Genomic DNA, 19,415 nt, shown 5'->3' with positions numbered 1-19,415 from the left:
CTCGTCCTCGTCGCCTCCGTTTACAACGTCAATCGAGCCATCAAGCAATGACCGTCAATTCAACGCCATCTCGGGATTCAATAGAGCCCTCCATGACGCAATCCGAATTTGCCTGTGACATCCTGCCCGCCGTTTACGGCAGTGGTTCTCTCGCTGTTTAAAGATAGACGAGCACGTTCTCGGTTCACCCGAGTAAGTGCAGACACACCTCGGTCGCGGATGTAAGAGAAAAGAGGAGGAACCGCTAGCCCAATCCGTAGGGCACACACCACCATCGCGGATGTAACCAACAAGACGTGCCCCTCTGTCTACCAAACACTTGTCAGCATAACACCTTTTCCAAACATATATAACCATAGAGTGCGTATCTTCCATTAAGCCGATTTCGGCCAGTTTAAAGAGTGGTCGATCGTTTCGGCCACTCTTCGTTCACTGATTTACAGAAATGAACTATTGCAGACCATCTCCTATCCTTTTACTGTTTCTGTTACATCCGCGACGGTGGTGTGTGTGCTCTGGGAAGTTCTAAGGGAACGAGTGATCAACAGAAGACCGGTATGAGTCATCTATCACCGTTCTTTCCTGCTTTTACATCCGCGGCGTAGGTGTCCGACACGACGTTTACTGACTATTTTCTCGGAACTTCATCCGCGATGCCACCTAATCTCCGTGAAATCACAAACCGCGATTCCGATGGACTAGGAGTGGTAATTTCCTCCGACTTACATCCGCGACTCCCCCGCCTTTATTACGAATGAGAAAGATGTAGTAGTCAATTCCATGGTTTCCGATGAGTTAGACGACCGCGATCCACTCTTTCGGTACGATGACCCGGTCTTCGCTCGAGAAGAGCTTTTGAAGATCAAGCATATCCCTGGCTCAGATCGAATCGTTGGTCGAGATGAGCATATGAAGCAGGTTGCAGAGGCGCTCAATCCTGCCATTTTCGGCCGAGAGCCAACGCATCTTCTCATTTTTGGTGAAACCGGGACAGGGAAGAGTTTGATTTCGCGGAGTGTTACTGAACGTGTTATCCAAGAAGCGCAGCGTGACGATGTCACTGTGAAAGCGGCCTACATTGATTGTGGTGAACAGAATACCGAAGCTGGCGTCGTCAAGACTATCGGGCGTGAACTTAACGATCCGACTCAAAGTAACATCACAATCCCTGAACGGGGGCTCGCCACTGGTGATTATTATCGGCGTTTGTGGAGCGTTCTCGATTCATGCTGTGACGTTGCGATTCTCATCCTCGATGAAATCGATCTTCTTGAGGACGACGAGGTTCTTCGGAAGCTATCACGTGCGGGAGAAAATCAGCAAATCTCTGAATCGAATATCGGCATTATCGGAATATCAAATAAGATCAATTTCGCTGACGAACTCGGTGAACGCGTCAAATCCAGTTTTGCTCGCGATGAACTAGTCTTCCCCGCCTACGATGCAACGCAGCTCGTCGATATCCTCGAGAACCGTCGTGATGCTTTTCGTGAGGGTGTTCTCGAAGGCGATGTCATTCCACTCACCGCAGCTCTTGCGGCACAAGAACACGGGGATGCCCGCAAAGCGATCGATATTCTTCGAAACGCTGGCCGCATTGCAACTCAATCAGATACTGTCCCCGTAACTGATGAGCACGTTCGCCAGGCGAAGAAAAAGACGGAAGCCGACCGATTTGCCGAGTTAATCGCTGGCGCTCCGACACAAGCAAAAACGATTCTATTGGCGCTTACCAACCTCACTGAGTCCAAACAAGCAGATGAATTCTCTACGAAGGAAATTTATCGCCGATATCAACAGATTGCACGTGGCACTGGTCTCGATATGCTCTCTGAACGCCGTACTCAAGAGATTTTAAAAGAGCATGATTTCTTGAATGTGATTCAATCAGAGCGTCGAGGGCGTGGGCGTGGCCAAGGGGTTCACGCAAAACACCGTCTCCTCGAAGAACCAGATATCGTCAAATCCGTGCTCGAACAAGATTCTCGCATTAGCGATTTCCTCTCATCAATTGACGAATAGCGATCTATCTCCACTTCTTGAGTGAGCCCTTTTTCAACTTGTTCTTTGCGTTCCACTCCTTCATTGCGTTCTTTGCATTCTTGTCCCGATTACATGGACCACCAGCGCCGCGAGTTTGAGAAGTGCCGCGTCAGCCTCCATCAAACCGACACGCGAAGTGCCCACCTCACCTACCAGCGTATCGGTGACAAGTTCAGCAGGTGGAGTCGCGACTACCTCCACCGCGTTTCGAAAGAAATTGTGACTGAAGCTCGTCACCACGACTGTACCCGCATTGCGTTTGAGAATCTAGAGTAGATTCGAGACCACATCAGCGACGGCAAGAAGTTCCAGCAGTGGGCATTCAACGCGCTGCAAGAACCAGTCGCGTACAAGGCCGAGGAGTACGGCATCGTTGCGGAGACGGTGAACCGGTAGTACACGAGTCAACAAATGCTCGAAATGCGGCTGTATGCTCGAAGAAAACCGCGACGGGCAACAGTTAGTGTGTCTGGATTGTTCTTACGAGGCGAACGCGGATAATAACGCGGCGAAAAACATCGCACGGAAGCTCGCCCACAAGCTTCAGCAGGGGCAGAAGTCCCCTGCTGGAGGGGCGTTCAGTCAGTACGCCCTGAAGTCGGGGGGGATGACCGTGAACGCTACTGAAGTGGCGTCCAACACGCCGGTGCCGGCCGAATGGGAGTCCTCCGACAAGCCCATCGCTTCAACGGTGGGTAGCTGACAAGGGCAGAGGTATCGAAAAAGTAGAACGGCTATTCGTACTTTGAATCGCTCATCGCGGTCTTCTGAGACAAGATCAGAAACGGAAGTACCTGCGGCTACGTGATTTCGTGTTTCCTTCAGATCGTCTGGAGCCTGATGGTCGTCGAGAAATGCTTTCATTCGAGCTTCAAGTGGTGAGTGCTGCGACTGCTTGAGCAGTTCTCGGCCCATGGTTTCCAGATTTACGTCTACTATGCGAGACGAATATGGAAGCTGTCTCTGGGTTAATCTAGTAAACTTCAGCTCTCGCGTACCGCTTTCCAAGACTGTTGTATACCGTGATAGAGAGCATGAAGTTAATATGGCACACTAATCAATGCATGGTTGGTTCTAGATTTGCTCTTTTCGAATCGTTACTATGTCCGCCGCCACTCGTTCAGATCCCGCTGCTACGATGACGAGTATATTCGGCGCTGGCGTACAGGGCACTCGATCACCGACGCGAAATCCTGCGTCTGCAGCACCCGGGAGTTGCACTTGATAGCCATTGCCCGCGATTTGGAGTGAAGCGTCTGTCACTCGATGGATCGAGATTGTATCGCGGGCCGCTGTTGTTGCGAGTTCGACGATGTGCTCATCGGTAATGCGGTCACTGCCGATGGCCAGAAGAAGATCGTCAAACGCAAACACACGGATTTTGCAAGATAAGTGATCTCATCGTCGGTGTCTTCGACGAGTTCTACTGCTCATGCAGGTTTGGTGACTTGGAGGGCAAGTCCGTCGTCAGACCGTTTGATCTTATTTGGCATTGGTGGTTAGCATAACATGCTAATCCATAGCTGTTCGCCTCGTCAGTTGTGTGCTCATCTAAGGGAAGTACCGTTCAATCGTCGAAGGGTAGTTTGGAGACGTGGATTCTCTGGAGTACGTGTGTCTGTGGTTAGTTTCACTCCCGCTCTGGTTAGCTTACGACTTTATCCATCGCGTCTCAAGTAGTGAATGCAGTCAGTGATCCCAGTAGGCGGTGTGGGCCTTCGTACTCATCTCAAACCCACCATCCCACGCCGTGTGCTTACTCCCCTTGTCGCAGTGAGAAAAAGAGGCACGAAGGGACGTCGCCCGAGGATTTACTTACCGCGAACTCAGATTCAGTTATACCGATGGTCTCTGATGGCACATCGCCACTTACTCCTCTTGCACAAGAGGCATTAGACGCGCTTACAGCTGCAGCTCCAAGCGAAGGGGAGCTCACCTATGAAGAAGCATATACAGTTCTCAAGGCGGAAGAAGATCTTGAGCGGCCTACTGCCAAGGATATCGTCGAACGCCTCTACATGAAAGGCCACCTCTATGAGGTCGAGGGGAAGCTCCGACTCACTGATTACGGACCTGAATAACGAGGTCAGTTTCGTTAGTGAGACCACACCTGATCGTCAGGCTCTGGAAAGCGCAAGTTTATCGACCAAGGAGATAGTTTCGTGAAAGCACTTATATAAGCCATTAACTAATACGGGGTATGAATTTGTCCCCCCGACTCCGTCTCGGACTGTACGTCGTCAGCCTCGGACTGTTTCTCGGTGGAATTGCGATTACTGGTTTTGCTGCATACGGAGAGATCAATTCAACTCCGTATATGGTTCAGGTCGACCAAGTTAGCGCTGCGACAGATGAGTCACCCATTTTGTATTCTAGTCTATCATCGACAGAAAAAGGTGTGTTTGACCGAGTGAAGGATGGTGGAGCTGCACCTGCCGAAGGCCGTGTATTGACGACATTCGCTGACCACGCTGTCCAGTACAAGGGTGATGTCTATACGTTTGAATGGACATATGACCCGACGACACTGACTACGATTCCGTTAGTATTCGGTATCAGTGTGGCTGTTACTGGGGGTATATTGTTCGCTCTAACGCAATTCACTGTGAAGCGCAAGTCACTGATTGTAGATACTCCCGCTTGAGAGGAGTAGTTACACCCTCTGTATTCAGCACGCTACTCCTGTTATACTCTAAGGGTTTCAACAGAGCCAAATCCACAGTCTGTCGCAATTCTTCTTGACGACCTTGACTCAGCGAATGATAATTGGGAGAATTTCTACCTCAAATTTCGCTATACTCTCACTCTCATCGACTATCCTGTTCTTATTGCTGAAGATAATGATGGTGGTCATGAGCTTGAGCTTGGCGAACTCCCGTTACGCGAGACGTATGTTGCAAAACGAGATTACGAAGATTTCTCGATCGATCACGACTTAGAACGCGAGAGGTACGATGCGATGATCGCGAAACTCTTCGAACTCCTCGAACGGAACGACCGTCTATTCATGTAGACTGACCGCGATTACTTCGAACACGCCGTCCGGGCAATTGCCGAACAAACACGAGAGTGAACTACCTCACCCTGCTGATCCTGGTCAACTAGCCGGGCATGAGTTTCTATCAGTTTCCCGTTGTACTCCAACCGGTTCGTAGATGAGAACGGTGTTGTTGCTCCGAACGGTGACAAGATAGTTTTCAATCGCAAATCGGACTTCGACGTCGCTCTTTTTCGATGTACTTGCTTCGATGATGTCTTCGAGCGCATCTGGATTCATATATTCATATAGCGTGAGCGTCGTTTGGCCGGCTGCCGGCTCCATCACGTCAATGAGTGCCTCAACGACACTTATAACCAGCTCCGAAGTCGATGATTCGAGGTCAATCGTCTCGTAGGCGATCAATGTATATTGAGGTGGTGGACTCGGTCCAGAGTGCTCTGTGGTGGAGCCAAACCAGCTGGTCGTTTTGACTCTCGTTGTGTCGCTGTTCATACTTACTCTTAGCCCTCCAGCTAGTTGAGTAACGGCCACTTACTGCAGAATTCACTCAATCGAAAGAAAACAATGCTAAAATCGAGACCAATAAAAGTTATATGGGATTGTTTGATGGAATAGTATAATAAAATCAATCTATATCTGACGTACTTATTTTATCCTCGATGCCGTTAGTGGAGATACGCTCTCACCAGAGGCCAGCACGACGACACAGTCTGGCGTCATCACCCGACAGTGTCGCCGTGGCTGGTCGTGAGAGCTGACTTTCCCTCCCTAGCCTCCTTTCCGACAGGTTGTGTAAGTTCTGTTATTCAGTGCTTGTCTGTCGAGAAGCAGGGTTTCGGAAATCCGAATCGGAAACAGATGGCACGTATTGAATCTCGCGATCACTGTTTGGTAACTCGAATCGTGACTAACTATAGCAGATTCGGGCACAACGCCGTCAACTTAGGAGGTATTGAACAATCTACAACCGCCTTCAAACAGCCCTAGAAGCGATGTGAAATTCACCACAGGTTCATCGACCGATTCATTAGATATCATCACGCCCTCATCGAGATTTTACGAATGGAATATAGGATTCAACCTGGCCAAATTTCAGGGATACCTGGAATTTCTAGCGGGCTTCTATCGATGCAGTGGACTGATCGAAATTAGCGAGTGATCAGAGTATTTTCTTTCTCCAGTGTGGCGACCAGCACGACTGACACCCATACCGATTACTATCGATATTTCCTGTATTGGAATATTTGGAAGCGACCCTGGCTTGCCTAAGGGTACCTCGGTGGTCGTGTCTACCTGCAATGAGCCACACCAACCAAATCGAAACAGGATGGGACGAATATCGACGTGCGCTTCGATCGACTGATCAAGAGGTATTTGATCGACTCTTTGAATATGCCCAGTTGCATACCGACCCCAGTACAGTTCACAAGCCCCTGTTCGTCGAGACACCGATCCTCATCTCGATTCTACTCGAACAGCAGCGACAACTCGACGACTTGGATGATCGGCTCGATCACATAGAGGACGACTTAAACAGTCAGGGATGAGGCGATGGTGTACAAAATCGACTACGTTGATGGCGACGTGCTCACCTGGTCACTAACTGAGACGGGGCTAAACTGCGAGGTGGATGAATCGTATACACCGACAATCTACGTGTCGGTGAATGATGACGGTGAGTTTTCCACGGCACATGCTGAACTCCGTGACCATCCTGCCGTTGTGCAGGTTGCTGTTGTTGATGAACGCGTGAGCTTCCAGCATGAGCCTGAACAAGTGCTCCAAGTGGATGTGATCGACCTCAACGCGGTGAATTCAGTGGCAGGGATGGTGAGCAAGTGGGGCTCACCCGGTGAGTATCGCTGCTACAACGTCGACTTCTCGCGGGAGTTCCGCTACTGTCTCGAAGAGGAGATTGATCCGCTTCCGAACCACGAACTCTCGCAGATGCAGATTGCCGTCTCGGAGACGGAACTCGCGAGTGAGAGGGTTACAGAACTAACGATCGACGATGAGATTGTAACTGGGAGTGGCGAAGGCGTGTTAGCAACGCTGTCGGATCGTATTGAGTCAGTTGATCCGGATATTCTCTTCCTGAACACCAGCGACCTCATTCCAGTTCTTTTCCAGCAGGCCGAGCGGTTTGATGTGGAATTTCAGCTTGGACGACGGTCAGGATGGCAGCAGTTGGCGGGCGAATCAACGTACGAAAGCTATGGCCAAGTCGGGCACTCACCAGCACGGTACAATCTCCCCGGTCGGGTGATCATCGACGGCTCGAATACGTTCATGTGGAAACAGACGAATCTCGATGGCTGCCTGTATCTCGTCGAGCAATCGGGGAAACCACTCCAAGAGTTGGCGTGGTCGTCGATCGGGAATATCCTCACTGGGATTCAGATACAGGAGGCACGGGAGCGAGACGTGCTTGTCCCATGGCACTCATGGCGCCACGAGAAATTCAAAACGATGCGCCAGCTCCACGATGCCGATAGGGGTGGGTTCACCTTTGCACCGGACGTCGGGTTGCACGAGGACGTCCACGAACTCGATTTCTCCTCGTTATATCCGAATATCATCGACACGCGGAATGTGAGCCCAGAGAAGATTCGATGTGAATGTCACGCTGGTCGAGAGGACGTGCCGGGGATTGGCTACTCGATTTGCGACGAACGTGGCTATCTTCCGGACGTGCTTGAGCCGTTGATCGAGGATCGGAATGCGATCAAAGCCAAGATTCGAGCAACTGAGGACGAGGATCGTCGCGATGAGTTGGAAGGGCAATCGAGTGCAATCAAGTGGATTTTGGTCTCGTGTTTCGGCTATCAGGGCTTTTCGAATGCAAAATTCGGGCGAATTGAGTGCCACGAGGCGATCAACGCGTATGCTCGGGAAATATTGTTGGATACGAAAGCCGTACTTGAGGAGCATGGGTGGCGAATTGTGCATGGCATCGTCGATAGCGTGTGGGTGACTCCGATTGAAGGCGAGGAACAGACGTCACTTTCGGAGCTTGCATCGGAGATTTCTAGGCAGGTGGAGATTCGACTCGAACACGAAGCGCACTACGACTGGATTGCGTTCGTTCCGTTGCGCGATTCAGACGCTGGTGCATTGACGAAGTACTTCGGAAAGGTCGCTGAGAAGGATGAATACAAATATCGGGGCATCGAGTGTCGGCAGCGAAGTTCGCCGTCGTATATCGATGATGCGCAGAAAGCGTTGATTCGAGCAGTCGATGAGTATCGAGATCCAGAATCAGTTTGTGAGGAATTGCGGTTGTGGGTTGACCGCCTTGAGCGTGGGGCGGTTGATCCGAGTGAGTTGGTGATCACGAATCGTGTTTCGAAGCAACGGAAGGACTACACGCAGTCGACGCGGAGTGTGGCGGCACTGGAGCGAGCTGCTGATTTGGGGTTGACGCGTGCACCTGGACTGAGTGTGTCGTATGTAGTGGTCGACGATACAAAGCGGTCGCGAGATCGAGTGAGGTTGGCAAGTGAAGAGCTAACCGAGTATGATACTGAGTTTTATCGGGAATTGCTAGTTCGTACAGCAGCGAGTGTGTTATCGCCGCTTGGGTGGCGTGAATCGGATATCGAGGACGAGTTAGGGCAGTACACTGAGCCGAGCTTACGATCATTCAGTTGACAATCGAATAAAAGGTCTTCATTAAGATATTCTACCAGTATTCCAAAACTCAACTTACACAATTAGACTGTCTCTTCTTTAGCCATACTTCTTCCATAATTCCTAAATAGCTGGAATACTAAAATTAGTGCGATTACAGGAATAAAACAGACGGAATTGGAGATCAGTCCCCCCTACCACACTAACAATCATGAATCAGACACAACACTACTGACGTTCGTTTTCCCTCCACCTCATTGACTAGACAATGACAATCGACCCTCCGCAATCATCAGAACCCTCATTCGATATGCTTTTTAAGATACTCGCAAATCAACATCGACGTTATCTCCTCTATCACCTCTCGACAATGAATGGAGAGGCATTCACACTCTCAACACTCGTTGACAGACTTGCACAAGACGTCACTACAACTCGCGAACGTCTTCAAATAAATCTCCATCAACGCCACCTACCGAAGTTGGCTGATTACAACATAATCGAATACGATTCACGGAATCAGACCATTCGCTATCATAGTAGTGATCATCTTGAGATTCTCTTAGAGATGTACCGGTATCAAGAATAAGAATAACTAGGTGGACAATATTTAGCGGTACATCCTCTTGGTGATTACTTTTGAGCGCTAAAGTACAATGATGTCCCGTTAGTTATTTACCGGCTGCTTCAGTTGACCGAGTTAGCAGGAACATCCCATTAAGAGCACCTTGCCAATGCAAGGTGGGGGTTCTTACAGGAGGGACATATGGGAATGAATTCACCAGCCATGGGGAGTAGACAGACAACAATTGGAATGTCTGATTCTCTCACTGAACGAATTATCACTACGGTTGCAGAGGCAGACGAGCAGTCAGGAGATGAACTCAAACCGTTATACAATGTGATTAACACAGAAGCACTTGAGTCACTTTTTGCGTCTCGAGCAGACGGGTCCTCTCGTCCAGACGGCAAAATCTCGTTTCAGTATGTAGGGTACTGGGTGACAGTATCGAGTGACGGGACCGTTGAGGTTGAGGCTGAAGATCGATAGAGACGAAGAAGGATTGCAGGGAGTAGCGGCTTTTCTTGTCCAGTGACCAAAGTTCCCACTATCGACAGCTTGCTGCTGTAATAGAATTGCACTGCACCACGTTCTCCCAGAGATACTATAATGGGTCAGATTGTACAGTAGATGAATTGATGGCAATTATTGTGGAACTCTCGCTCCAAGCGACGGATTTCCCGCTTGGTCGATTGCTTACTGCAGGGACAGAAACCCAGATTGAATTCGAACGAATCGTCCCCGTTGGAACAAATGCCATCCCCTTGTTTTGGGCCTGGAATATAGATTTCAATGAGTTCGAACACCGCGTTCGTGCTCATGAACAGGTGCAAGAACTTGTCGATGTTGAGCAGATTGACGATCGCCGTCTCTATCTTCTGAATTGGGGTGCCCCTAAGGGCGAATTTTTTGAGGGATTCACGGCTGCCGAAACGATTATCAGGAGTGCATACGGCTATAACTCCCATGCTTGGGAGTTCGAAATCCTCTTTCCCAGGCAAGAGGATCTCACCACGTTCCAAGCGGAACGAGGGAATCATCCACAACGTGAGTTCCGGGGCAGGGCTCGTCGGCCATCCTGGGCTCTCCGGATACGCTTCAACGAAAGGCGCAATCGAGGCACTCGTCCGGTCCCTGCGGCTGGAACTGCAACACGAGAATGTAGCGTGTACGCTGATGCACCCTCCACTGTCGAGCACTCGTTCAGCAACCGAACTCGGCTACCCGGAGTCACTGTTGAGTGATCCCGCGGATGTCGGGCGGAAACTGGCTGGAAAAATCGAATCAACTAGCCGAGTTATCACCGCTGATTGGCAAACCAAGGTGGGGCTGTGTCTTCCCCAGCGAGTCCCTACATGGTCAAAAAGGGCACCGAGCGGTTCGTCTCATTTGCTGAATAGATACTCTATCTCTATCACACCATCTCTGACAGATGACTGGAAGATATACTCCAATTGTTAATTCGTCAGCTCCAGCACTTCGGCACGTTCTCAATTGTATTGCCCTTGACTTTCTCTAGTGAGTGCTGTCGATTATACCGTTATAATAGAGGGGGATCGCGAACGCGACCCCCTCCATTTCGCAGAAATAGACGCACTCCACTATAGCCAACACACTAGTACCACCATGGTTCACCGGCAGTGCGGTGTGGATCTCGGGTGGTGGCGTCGCCGAAATGGAGGTTCTCTGAACCCCCGTGATTACAACGTTATAATCAGCGTCCTCCCTTCGCTATCTCCGCGATAGCTTCGTGGGCACGTATCCAACTTATTCGCAATTTACGTCCGTCGCCGTCAATCATCGGAAGATATATGATGGAAGGTGTGAGTAGTTAAGTAACAACAAAACCGTGAGTAGAATACTACAAACGCAACTACAAAGGATTAATAGAGGTGTCAGAGATGTCGTTGTCTGATCTACTTGGTGCGGGAATCATCAAACACAGTCGCCTACTCATCGTAGCGCTGCTTGTCTTTTCGTTGATTCTTGGATCGGGTGCGTCGATGGTTGACCAGTCATCTTCTCTGGACTCTTTCCAAAGCGATAGCAGCCAAGCAGCAAAGGCCCAGAGTTATATTAACGAAAATTTCTCGACGGATTCGAACAACACAACGAGTGTCCAAGTAATCGTCCGAGATAATAATACGCTGTCTAAAGAGTCTCTCCACAACCAGATTAAGTTACAGCGAAAACTGAGAAATAATAGAACGATCAATAAGACTCTCACAGATGAGACACCAACAGTTGGCATTGCAAACGTTCTCGCAACGACGATTTTTCAGCTAGATAAGGCCGAAGAAGTCAAATCGCGAGCTGAGAATGTCCAGCAACGGCGAGAAAATCTTACAGAGTGGGGCAAGCAACTTCAGAATCGCTCTGAGCAGCTCAACGAGAGCAAGAAGGAACTCCGACAACGGGGCGAACGTCTGAAAGAACGCAGTGAGGAGTTGCAAGCGCGTGGCGATAAGATCCAGCAACGATCTAACGAACTCAACGAGAGCAAGCAGGAGCTCCAGCAGCGCGGTGAGAAACTCAAAGAAGCAGGTGAAGATCTCCAAGAGCGTGCACAACAGCTCCAGCAGCGATCTGACGAACTCAATGAGAGCAAAGCACAACTGCAAGCAAAAGGCCAGGAGCTCCAAGAACGAGCCAAACAGCTCAACGAGAGCAAAGCACAGCTCCAAGAACGTGGCCAAGAGCTACAACAGCGCGCACAAGAACTCAATCAAAGCCAGGCTAAGCTCGAACAGCGCAGAGCAGAGTTGCAAGAGCGTGCCGATGAACTGAATCAGACACAGCAAGAGCTTGCCACACGGGGTCAAGAGTTGCAAGAACGGCAGACTACGATCGAGGAGGCCCATCAAAATGGAACTCTCAACGATACGGAATACCAGCAACAGCTTGCTTCCCTTCGCGAGAAACAATCTCAATTAGAAGCTGACCAAGCCCAACTCGAGAATGAGTCAGCTGCTCTCCAACAGGATCAACAGGAGCTCACCGAAGATGCTCAACAGCTCGAGCAGCAAGCAGCCGATCTCAAATCAGACCAGGCGGAGCTCGAAGAGCAGTCTAAACAACTGCGGGAGAAAGGCGAACAACTGCAAGCAGAACAGGCCGAGCTCGAAGAACAATCTGAGCAATTGCAACAAGAAGGAAAGGAACTACAGGACGCCTTTAGTGAGCTCCAACAGGACAAAGAGGAACTGCAGGTAAAACAGGCCGAGCTCGAAGAAGACTCTCAACAGCTCAATGAGCGTGGTCAACAACTCAAGGAAGATTCACAGCAGCTCCAAGCAAATTCTGAAGAACTGAAAGAAGCACAAAAGGAATTGGAGAACGATTCTGAAGAACTCAAAGAGGAAGGGCAACAGTTACAAAACCGGTTTGACAAATTCAAAGAGGCTCAAGAAGCCCTGAAAGAGGACGGTCAAAAACTGAAGAACGATCAGCAAGAGCTCCAGAACGAAACCAATTTCACGCTTTCCAAGCAGCTGTCGATACTTCAATCTCATAATCAGTCGGAGATCCACAACGCAACGACGACTGTTCTCGCGGAAAACGCCAGCTTTGGCGGTTCCAGTGCCGGTGGCAGCGGTGTCTTCGCGTTCATGCCTACCAGCTATGAAGCTGGCAGCACAGATGCGAATGCGACGATGATCATTGTCTCCCAAAAGGCGGAGGGCGGCAGTACTAGTAGTCAGACGGTGAGCGATCGCATCACAAATTCACAGCTCGCCATGCAGACGATCGCACACGAACAATTCGACACGAAGCAGTCGAGTGTGCTTGTCTTCGGGAGCGGTATTATCTCCGATGAAACCCAGCGGTCGATGAGCGACAGTATCCTCATCGTCGGGCCCCTGGCGATCATCTTCGTCCTTGGTGTCCTGATATTTGCCTATCGGGATCTTCTCGATATTATTTTGGGACTCTTCGGTATCGCCCTCGTCCTCATGTGGACGTTCGGCTTCATGGGCTGGGCTGGTATCAACTTCAATCAGATCTTCATCGCAGTTCCGGTGTTACTCATCGGACTGTCGATTGACTATGCCATTCACGTCTTCATGCGCCATCGCGAAGAGCGAGACCGCACTGAGGGTGTGACAGCGTCGATGAGGGAAACGCTGTCGAGTCTGGGTATCGCATTGATCCTCGTAACGGTTACTGCGGTGATCGGGTTCCTCTCGAACCTTGTCAGTGACGTACCCCCGATTCGGCAGTTCGGTATCGTAAGTTCGGTTGGGATTATGGCTGCACTGATCATCTTCGGTGTGCTGATTCCTGCTATCAAAATCGAGCTCGATTCATTCTTAGAAGCTCGTGGCTGGGATCGGCAAAACCGGGCCTTCGGGACCAGCGGTGGGCGGCTTGGTGCGGTGCTTGCTGGCGGTGCAACGGCAGCTCGTAAGGCGCCACGCATCGTACTCGCTATCGCGGTGGTACTCACCGTGCTCGGCGGTGTTGGTGCATCACAAGTCGACACCAGCTTCTCACAGGAGGATTTCTTGGCGAGCAATCCCTCGGGTGTTATGACCGAGTTGCCAGAGCCCTTTGCTCCAGGTGAGTATACAGTGAAATCCTCGCTGGAATACGTGAACAACAACTTCCTGCGTCAGGATTCCAATGCAGCGATACTGATACGCGGGGATATAACACAGCCAACTACACTCAAAACAGTCGAAAAAGCGGAAAACGAGGCGGCGAAGAAAGACTCGACAGTTGTTCTGTCGAGTGGTGACCCGGATATCCAGAGTCCGCTTTCGGTCATGCAGTCGGTCGTAGAGGAGAACGACTCGTTCAAAACAACGTTCGAGAATGCAGATACCAACGGTGATGGCGTCCCTGATCGCAATCTGAAGGCGGTCTATGACAAACTCTACACGGTTGCACCAGACCAAGCGAAAGGCGTCCTCTACCGCACCGACGACGGTCAGTACAAGGCGATCCATATGACGGTCTCGATTAAGGGCAGTGCAAGCGATGACGCCGTCAGCAAGCAGATGAAAGCCGTTGCAGGGACTATCGAACAGAGTAGTAGTCTCAGCGCAGTCGCAACTGGCCAATCGATCATCTTCAAGATCGTCCAGGATCAGCTGCTCAACTCCGTCATCGAGAGTCTCCTGATCACGCTTGGTGCAACGTTCGTCTTCCTGATGATCACATACTACTTCCTGCACGGGAGTGCGACGCTCGGGTTCATCACGATGCTTCCAGTGGCGTTCAGTGTGTCCTGGATCCTTGGGACGATGTTCGTCCTTGGGATCCCGTTCAACGTGATCACAGGCTTGATCACCAGTCTCACTGTGGGACTGGGCATCGCCTACAGTATTCACCTCAGCGAGCGCTACATCCACGAACTCGACGAGCAAGCGTCTGTATGGGTTGCGATGCACAAGAGTGTCACTGGGACTGGTGGCGCACTCCTCGGAAGTGCGGCGACTACTGTGGGTGGCTTTGGTGTCCTTGTGTTCGCCATCTTGCCACCGCTTCAGCAGTTCGGCATCATCACGGGGCTCACAATCATCTACTCGTTCCTCGCGAGTGTCTTTGTGCTTCCCAGTCTTCTCGCACTGTGGACCCGGTATCTTGGTCCTGGTGGTGCAACGACTTCTGAATCGGCAGATAAATCCACTATCGATGATGTAGGTACGACAAATGACTAACGGAACTCTGGCTGATGCGGCTGCCGCACTCCAGCGGCTCGGACTCTCAAAGTATGAAGCATTAGTCTTCTGTGCCTTACAGCCGATCGAAAAGGCGACCGCAAGCGAGATCGCGAATAATAGCGACGTCCCTCGCTCACAAGTATATGGTGCTGCTGAAGGGTTGGAAGAGTTGGGACTAGTGGACGTTCAGCAATCTAGCCCACAGCAGTTCCGGGCAGTGGGGCTTGATGAAGCGCGTGCACATTTACAGGCCCAACTCGAACGTGAGCAAGATCGTGCTTTCGATGCGCTCAGTTCCCTGCAACAACAACCGATCGACGAAACGGAGACCCAAGAAGATATCTGGACGATCAAAGGGCAAAAGACGATCAACGATCGCGTTGCCCAACTCATCAGCAACGCGAATAAGCGGATTATTTTCGGTGCTCGCGACCTATCTATGGTACCCGAACCCGTGATTGATGCGCTTGTGAATGCAAGAGCTGCTGGTGTTGATATTCTCATCACGAGCGGAAATCCATCCGTTTGTGAGCATTTTGAAGAGCACGGTCTCGAAGCCCACCACTCCCCAATGAAGCCGGAGGATGCTGATGACGATCGGAGTGGGCGAGTTTTAGCAATCGACTCGGACGTTATTCTTATGAGTGTCCTCGTTCCTGTTCACCAAGATGAGATGCAGAACGAAATCGCCTTCTGGAGTGATGGCACTGGGTTTGCGAGTGTTTTGATCGGCCTTCTGGAGACCTGGTTTTCGAAATATATCGACGTGTGACCTCCCCCCGCTGTGAACGGTGGGGCTTCCCACACGTGGAGGCGTGGTGGTTTGGGAGATGTATGGTTTGCACACCGACGCAGTGCTGGCCGGGCCACACGGCCGTTACTCCTATCCGCGAAGGACTCGGAGTTCTCTGGATTGTTTTGCGTCGATATCCTCTCCTCTCACACAGGGGATACCTGCGAGACGTGGGTTGGAACGCCGCCAACGCCTACTGCAAACACATGGCCGCCGTTGAGAATGCGACTGACGATGGCACGCTCGATGCCTTCCCCTCGGAGGACGAAGACGATGCCGACTCAGACGACTGTGACTGCGATGGCCTCGGAGACTTCCGTGCTGGCCATGCGTGAGGACCGGGCGGAAGGAACTGCCGAACTAACCACCGCCCGATGGATCCCTCCCGTGCGAAAAGGTGGCCGTCTGGCTCTCGATAAGGACATCGAATTCGATCCTGACGGGCAGGCTCCTGCCCACATCGTGTGACGAGCCTGCCTCGATGGCGTCGCGTGCGTGGCCCCCCGGCCTGTTCTGCGGGCTACTCGGTCTCCTCGACGTTCCCGCAGTTCCGACAGCGCTTCATCCCGCCGTGCACGTCGCCGTGGTCGTGCCTGATGCCCGTGATGCACAGAACGTCCTGAAGTAATCCCATACCAGATAGGTATCGCGGCGACCGGATAACGGTTTTCCGTTCTGCTTGTGTACCCGCTACCCAGCAAGCGGTGGCAGCTGGAAACAAAGATTCGCGTATCGATGCGAGAATACCGTCGTCAGTCGTACAATTGACGGGGACTGCCTACTCTCCCCCTATTCCTTCGATGGGAGGATTTCGGGCAGACATTTGTGGCCTGTCCCACAGTTGATCTGCAGGGTGCTGACCGTGGTTGTGTAAGCAAGCCAGTGGCCGTCTTGCTCGCCACATCTAGTCCGTTCTCGCCATTAATTATAAACTCGATTTCTTGTCGCCGTATCTGAATACTATCGTCATCGCTAGCTCAACAGCGACTATCTCAATTAACCTAATCATGCTTCTCCGACCACAAACACGGTGGTCGGTACCAGCTCTCTCCCTCCCGCTAGCTAGCAGCCGATAGACACCGATACAACTGCTGTACTCACGAGTAGCCGTCCGGCGTCCGTCCCGAACTGTGTCAATTCGAGACATCCATATCCGCGTTTGTGCTGAGGTTCGTGTTAGAGTTGTATCCCTCTCGGGCGTGATTTGGATCCGACCACGCTACTCTCCGGCAACCCCGTCTGTGGTCGGATTATCGTCCGTGTTCTTATCCGTGATCTCACCAGGGAGTTCGACGTCTGCCTTCAACACGAGCCGCGTTTCCTGGTAGCTCAACCCGTCTTTGGATCGTTGCCGGTTGATCTTCCCGAGCCGTCCATTCGAGAGTTCGTGCATCGCATCCATCGTCCGGCGAGCAAGTTCCTGTGAATATTTTTTGCTCACGCCGGACTCTTTCAGCCGAATCCATTCAGCTAACTCTGAAGCGTCTAAGTAGGCACGGATCTCACCGCTCCCTTTCGACCAGAGTGAATAGCGACCAGCCTCATCACGTTCGCGCCACGCTTTCCCCGCGAGTTCGTCGGGCTTGCGATTGGTGACGGAGGCGAGCATCTCATCGTCATAGCGAGCAAGTCGAGACTCCTCCGAGAGATGGCTCTGGTTGCAAAATCTCATCCCTCGAAAAGCCGTTGGTTAGTATTAAATACTAACAGCGACGAATTTCGAGTGGAGATTTGGCTCGAACACGAAGCCTACTATGATTGGATTGCGTTCGTTCCGTTGCGTGATTCGGATACTGGGGCATTGACGAAGTACTTCGGAAAGGTCGCTGGTGAAGACGAGTACAAATATTGGGGCATTGAGTGCCGCCAGCGGAGTTCGCCGTCGTATATCGATGAAGCGCAGAAAGCATTGATTCGAGCAGTGGATGAGTTCTGTGATCCAGAAGTTGTTTGTGAGGAATTACGGTCGTGGGTTAACCGCCTTGAGTGTGGGGCGGTCGATCCGAGTGAGTTGGTGATCACGAATCGGGTTTCGAAGAAGCGGGAAGACTACACGCGAAGTGTGGCAGCGCTGGAGCGAGCGGCGGATTTGGGGTTAGCGCGTGCGCCTGGTCAGAGTATATCATATGTATTAGCTGATGATGCAAAGCGCTCGCGTGAGCGGGTGCTGTTGGCGAGTGAGGAGTTGGACGAGTATGATACTGGCTTCTATCGGGAGTTGCTCGTGCGTGCGGCAGCGAGTGTGTTGTCGCTGCTTGGCAGGCGTGAGAAGCGCGTTGACCAATTTCTTTCGAGCCATGAAGAAATCAGCCGCAAATCATTTCTCTAACGAGTACAAGTTTAGAGGAGGGATCTGTTGCACGCCTGCATCTTCATAGAACCAAAAATACAGTGATACGTTCCTGATGCCGTGTTGAATACAAGACACGTATCTTGCACGGCCTTCGATTCGGAATTCGCTGATACCTACAGCCATTATCGTCTTACTCGCTCAGCGGGATAGGGAGTTTCCTGCGAGGAGGACTCGTCACCGGAGCCAGTCGATGTCTGAGTCGATTCGTCACCGCAGGTGCGGCCGGCACCGCGCGCGCCGCGGTCATCTCTATGATCGTCCGTCGGTCGTATGATTTCGTCAAGTGGTGTGTCTCAGTAGCATGTTTGCTATCGTTGGTCGGTCGTCCTATGCTGGGTCACCGGTTAGGGTAGACCAACTTCTTCAGCCCCTTATGAGCCTCCATTTGCTCGAACGCCGTCTCAAGGCCCTCGAGGCCGAATTCGTCGGTGACGAGCGTATCGACATCGATTCGGCCGTTATCAAGTAGTGTCACCGCCCGTGAGAACGTGTTCGGCGTGAGCGAGTAACTTCCGACAACCTCGCGCTCTTCGAAGAACAGATCGAACGGCGAGAGTTCGACCGTCGCGTCTTCAGGGGGAACGCCGAAGACGAGCGTTCGCCCACCTGGCCCCGTGAGGGCATGCGCCTGTGTGATGGTCTCGGGGAATCCGACAGCTTCGATGGCGATGTCGACGTCACTGACGAGGTCTGGAATGACGGCCGTCGGGTTCTTGTCGCCCGGATCCACCGCATGATCGGCTCCGACTTCGAGGCCAACTTCCCGTCACTCAGCAACTGGTTCGGAGAGGACGATGGTCCCCGCACCACTCGTCCGCAGCGTCTGGACGAGCAACTGGCCGATGAACCCTCCACCAACCACAACGACAGTTTCACCGCTCGTCAGGTCGACCTGATCGATACCGTTGATAACGCAACCAAGTGGTTCAGCGAATGAAGCGGTTCGGTAATCGAGATTGCCGATGCGCTCAACGTTCCCAACGGGCACGGTTGCATACTCTGCAAACGCACCGTCGATGATATTCTTGGCCGCCCCACCGATGGAGGTGAGGTCGTGACAAAGATTCTCCCGACCGGACTTGCACGCCCGGCACTCGTTGCAGGGAACCGAAGGGTTGATCGCCACTCGGTCTCCCACCTGGAAGTCGTCGACATCGTCGCCGACGGCGTCGACCTTGCCGGCACTTTCGTGACCCGGTACCATTGGGTAGTCGACCGTGAGCGATCCACTGTACATGTGCAAATCCGTTGTACAGACGCCACAGGCATTGATCTCGACGAGGAGTTCGTGCGGAGCAGGCTTTGGTCGCTCCGTGTCGTCGATCTTCACCGTGTGGGCGTCGATTAGTGTGGCGGTCTTCATCATT

General features: G+C 51.7%; 18 protein-coding genes and 1 pseudogene. 13 read left to right on the top strand and 6 right to left on the bottom strand.

What is annotated here, in order from left to right; genetic code table 11:
• Positions 1 to 780 precede the first annotated feature (780 nt).
• Both LIW51_RS33205 and LIW51_RS33200 read left to right on the top strand, forming a co-directional pair.
• Complete coding sequence (locus LIW51_RS33205; RefSeq protein WP_227379746.1) at positions 781 to 2,022, top strand: Cdc6/Cdc18 family protein; 1,242 nt, start codon at positions 781 to 783, stop codon at positions 2,020 to 2,022.
• A 451-nt stretch (positions 2,023 to 2,473) separates the two neighbouring features.
• The gene (locus LIW51_RS33200) at positions 2,474 to 2,746 is read left to right on the top strand and encodes a hypothetical protein (protein ID WP_255767667.1); all 273 of its coding nucleotides are present in this window, start codon (positions 2,474 to 2,476) and stop codon (positions 2,744 to 2,746) included.
• Positions 2,747 to 3,117: 371 nt separating this feature from the next.
• Here LIW51_RS33200 and LIW51_RS33195 read toward each other — a convergent pair whose 3' ends face one another.
• Positions 3,118 to 3,417 (bottom strand): hypothetical protein, encoded by a 300-nt coding sequence (locus tag LIW51_RS33195; RefSeq protein WP_227379745.1) that lies wholly within the window; start codon positions 3,415 to 3,417, stop codon positions 3,118 to 3,120.
• A 470-nt stretch (positions 3,418 to 3,887) separates the two neighbouring features.
• Between LIW51_RS33195 and LIW51_RS33190 the strand changes: the two genes are divergently transcribed.
• Positions 3,888 to 4,124: a hypothetical protein gene (locus LIW51_RS33190; protein ID WP_227379744.1), complete on the top strand. Its 237-nt coding sequence runs from the start codon at positions 3,888 to 3,890 to the stop codon at positions 4,122 to 4,124.
• A 119-nt stretch (positions 4,125 to 4,243) separates the two neighbouring features.
• Entirely contained in the window at positions 4,244 to 4,687 is a 444-nt protein-coding gene (locus LIW51_RS40590; RefSeq protein WP_497007412.1) for a DUF7979 domain-containing protein, read from the top strand.
• Between the two features lie 453 nt (positions 4,688 to 5,140).
• Here the strand turns inward: LIW51_RS40590 and LIW51_RS33185 are convergent, their stop codons facing one another.
• Entirely contained in the window at positions 5,141 to 5,575 is a 435-nt protein-coding gene (locus LIW51_RS33185) for a HalOD1 output domain-containing protein (protein WP_227379743.1), read from the bottom strand.
• Between the two features lie 767 nt (positions 5,576 to 6,342).
• Here LIW51_RS33185 and LIW51_RS33180 point away from each other — a divergent pair.
• From LIW51_RS33180 to ddfA, 4 genes are all read left to right on the top strand, one after another.
• Positions 6,343 to 6,591 carry a DUF8156 family protein gene (locus LIW51_RS33180; RefSeq protein WP_227379742.1) on the top strand — a complete coding sequence of 83 codons (249 nt, stop codon included), beginning with the start codon at positions 6,343 to 6,345 and terminating at the stop codon, positions 6,589 to 6,591.
• Positions 6,592 to 6,595: 4 nt separating this feature from the next.
• Positions 6,596 to 8,695 carry a type B DNA-directed DNA polymerase gene (locus tag LIW51_RS33175; protein ID WP_227379741.1) on the top strand — a complete coding sequence of 700 codons (2,100 nt, stop codon included), beginning with the start codon at positions 6,596 to 6,598 and terminating at the stop codon, positions 8,693 to 8,695.
• Between the two features lie 247 nt (positions 8,696 to 8,942).
• A complete protein-coding gene (locus tag LIW51_RS40210; RefSeq protein WP_438267473.1) occupies positions 8,943 to 9,263 on the top strand; it encodes a DUF7344 domain-containing protein in 321 nt (106 codons plus the stop codon).
• 177 nt (positions 9,264 to 9,440) lie between these two features.
• Entirely contained in the window at positions 9,441 to 9,725 is a 285-nt protein-coding gene (ddfA, locus tag LIW51_RS33170; protein ID WP_368411890.1) for a DdfA family disk-determining factor, read from the top strand.
• A gap of 125 nt (positions 9,726 to 9,850) precedes the next feature.
• On the opposite strand, the gene LIW51_RS33165 is transcribed toward ddfA, so the two are convergent.
• Entirely contained in the window at positions 9,851 to 10,237 is a 387-nt protein-coding gene (locus LIW51_RS33165) for a hypothetical protein (protein WP_227380079.1), read from the bottom strand.
• On the opposite strand from LIW51_RS33165, the gene LIW51_RS33160 reads away from it, so the two are divergent.
• The 4 genes from LIW51_RS33160 (at position 10,203) to LIW51_RS33145 (ending at position 16,030) form a co-directional block, all read left to right on the top strand.
• Complete coding sequence (locus tag LIW51_RS33160) at positions 10,203 to 10,697, top strand: SDR family NAD(P)-dependent oxidoreductase (protein ID WP_227379740.1); 495 nt, start codon at positions 10,203 to 10,205, stop codon at positions 10,695 to 10,697. The genes LIW51_RS33165 and LIW51_RS33160 overlap by 35 nt on opposite strands.
• 440 nt (positions 10,698 to 11,137) lie before the next feature.
• The gene (locus LIW51_RS33155; RefSeq protein WP_227379739.1) at positions 11,138 to 14,899 is read left to right on the top strand and encodes an MMPL family transporter; all 3,762 of its coding nucleotides are present in this window, start codon (positions 11,138 to 11,140) and stop codon (positions 14,897 to 14,899) included.
• The gene (locus tag LIW51_RS33150) at positions 14,892 to 15,674 is read left to right on the top strand and encodes a TrmB family transcriptional regulator (RefSeq protein WP_227379738.1); all 783 of its coding nucleotides are present in this window, start codon (positions 14,892 to 14,894) and stop codon (positions 15,672 to 15,674) included. The genes LIW51_RS33155 and LIW51_RS33150 overlap by 8 nt, the downstream gene beginning before the upstream one ends.
• Positions 15,675 to 15,736: 62 nt before the next feature.
• The gene (locus LIW51_RS33145) at positions 15,737 to 16,030 is read left to right on the top strand and encodes a hypothetical protein (protein ID WP_227379737.1); all 294 of its coding nucleotides are present in this window, start codon (positions 15,737 to 15,739) and stop codon (positions 16,028 to 16,030) included.
• Positions 16,031 to 16,914: 884 nt separating this feature from the next.
• Here the strand turns inward: LIW51_RS33145 and LIW51_RS33140 are convergent.
• Positions 16,915 to 17,367, bottom strand: a complete 453-nt coding sequence (locus tag LIW51_RS33140; RefSeq protein ID WP_227379736.1) for a DUF8008 family protein — start codon at positions 17,365 to 17,367, stop codon at positions 16,915 to 16,917.
• A 51-nt stretch (positions 17,368 to 17,418) separates the two neighbouring features.
• Between LIW51_RS33140 and LIW51_RS33135 the strand changes: the two genes are divergently transcribed.
• Positions 17,419 to 18,024, top strand: a complete 606-nt coding sequence (locus tag LIW51_RS33135; protein ID WP_227379735.1) for a hypothetical protein — start codon at positions 17,419 to 17,421, stop codon at positions 18,022 to 18,024.
• A gap of 361 nt (positions 18,025 to 18,385) precedes the next feature.
• On the opposite strand, the pseudogene LIW51_RS33130 reads toward LIW51_RS33135, so the two are convergent.
• Together LIW51_RS33130 and LIW51_RS33125 are read right to left on the bottom strand one after the other, a co-directional pair.
• Positions 18,386 to 18,799: pseudogene (locus LIW51_RS33130) on the bottom strand (zinc-binding dehydrogenase); the annotation flags it as partial.
• Positions 18,800 to 18,814: 15 nt separating this feature from the next.
• Positions 18,815 to 19,411: an alcohol dehydrogenase catalytic domain-containing protein gene (locus tag LIW51_RS33125; protein WP_227379733.1), complete on the bottom strand. Its 597-nt coding sequence runs from the start codon at positions 19,409 to 19,411 to the stop codon at positions 18,815 to 18,817.
• Positions 19,412 to 19,415 lie beyond the last annotated feature (4 nt).

Source organism: Haladaptatus halobius (assembly GCF_020618475.1).
Taxonomy (GTDB): domain Archaea; phylum Halobacteriota; class Halobacteria; order Halobacteriales; family Haladaptataceae; genus Haladaptatus; species Haladaptatus halobius.
This window is presented reverse-complemented; position numbering and strand designations above follow the sequence as displayed.

Excerpts from the sequence above, each read along its gene's own strand:
- LIW51_RS33205 (WP_227379746.1), top strand. The coding sequence starts at position 781 with ATGGTTTCCGATGAGTTAGACGACCGCGATCCACTCTTTCGGTACGAT.
- LIW51_RS33200 (WP_255767667.1), top strand. The coding sequence starts at position 2,474 with ATGCTCGAAGAAAACCGCGACGGGCAACAGTTAGTGTGTCTGGATTGT.
- LIW51_RS33140 (WP_227379736.1), bottom strand. The coding sequence starts at position 17,367 with ATGAGATTTTGCAACCAGAGCCATCTCTCGGAGGAGTCTCGACTTGCT.
- LIW51_RS33160 (WP_227379740.1), top strand. The coding sequence starts at position 10,203 with ATGCTTGGGAGTTCGAAATCCTCTTTCCCAGGCAAGAGGATCTCACCA.
- LIW51_RS33150 (WP_227379738.1), top strand. The coding sequence starts at position 14,892 with ATGACTAACGGAACTCTGGCTGATGCGGCTGCCGCACTCCAGCGGCTC.
- LIW51_RS33190 (WP_227379744.1), top strand. The coding sequence starts at position 3,888 with ATGGTCTCTGATGGCACATCGCCACTTACTCCTCTTGCACAAGAGGCA.
- ddfA (WP_368411890.1), top strand. The coding sequence starts at position 9,441 with ATGGGAATGAATTCACCAGCCATGGGGAGTAGACAGACAACAATTGGA.
- LIW51_RS33175 (WP_227379741.1), top strand. The coding sequence starts at position 6,596 with ATGGTGTACAAAATCGACTACGTTGATGGCGACGTGCTCACCTGGTCA.
- LIW51_RS40590 (WP_497007412.1), top strand. The coding sequence starts at position 4,244 with ATGAATTTGTCCCCCCGACTCCGTCTCGGACTGTACGTCGTCAGCCTC.
- LIW51_RS33180 (WP_227379742.1), top strand. The coding sequence starts at position 6,343 with ATGAGCCACACCAACCAAATCGAAACAGGATGGGACGAATATCGACGT.
- LIW51_RS33125 (WP_227379733.1), bottom strand. The coding sequence starts at position 19,411 with ATGAAGACCGCCACACTAATCGACGCCCACACGGTGAAGATCGACGAC.
- LIW51_RS40210 (WP_438267473.1), top strand. The coding sequence starts at position 8,943 with ATGACAATCGACCCTCCGCAATCATCAGAACCCTCATTCGATATGCTT.
- LIW51_RS33155 (WP_227379739.1), top strand. The coding sequence starts at position 11,138 with ATGTCGTTGTCTGATCTACTTGGTGCGGGAATCATCAAACACAGTCGC.
- LIW51_RS33145 (WP_227379737.1), top strand. The coding sequence starts at position 15,737 with ATGGTTTGCACACCGACGCAGTGCTGGCCGGGCCACACGGCCGTTACT.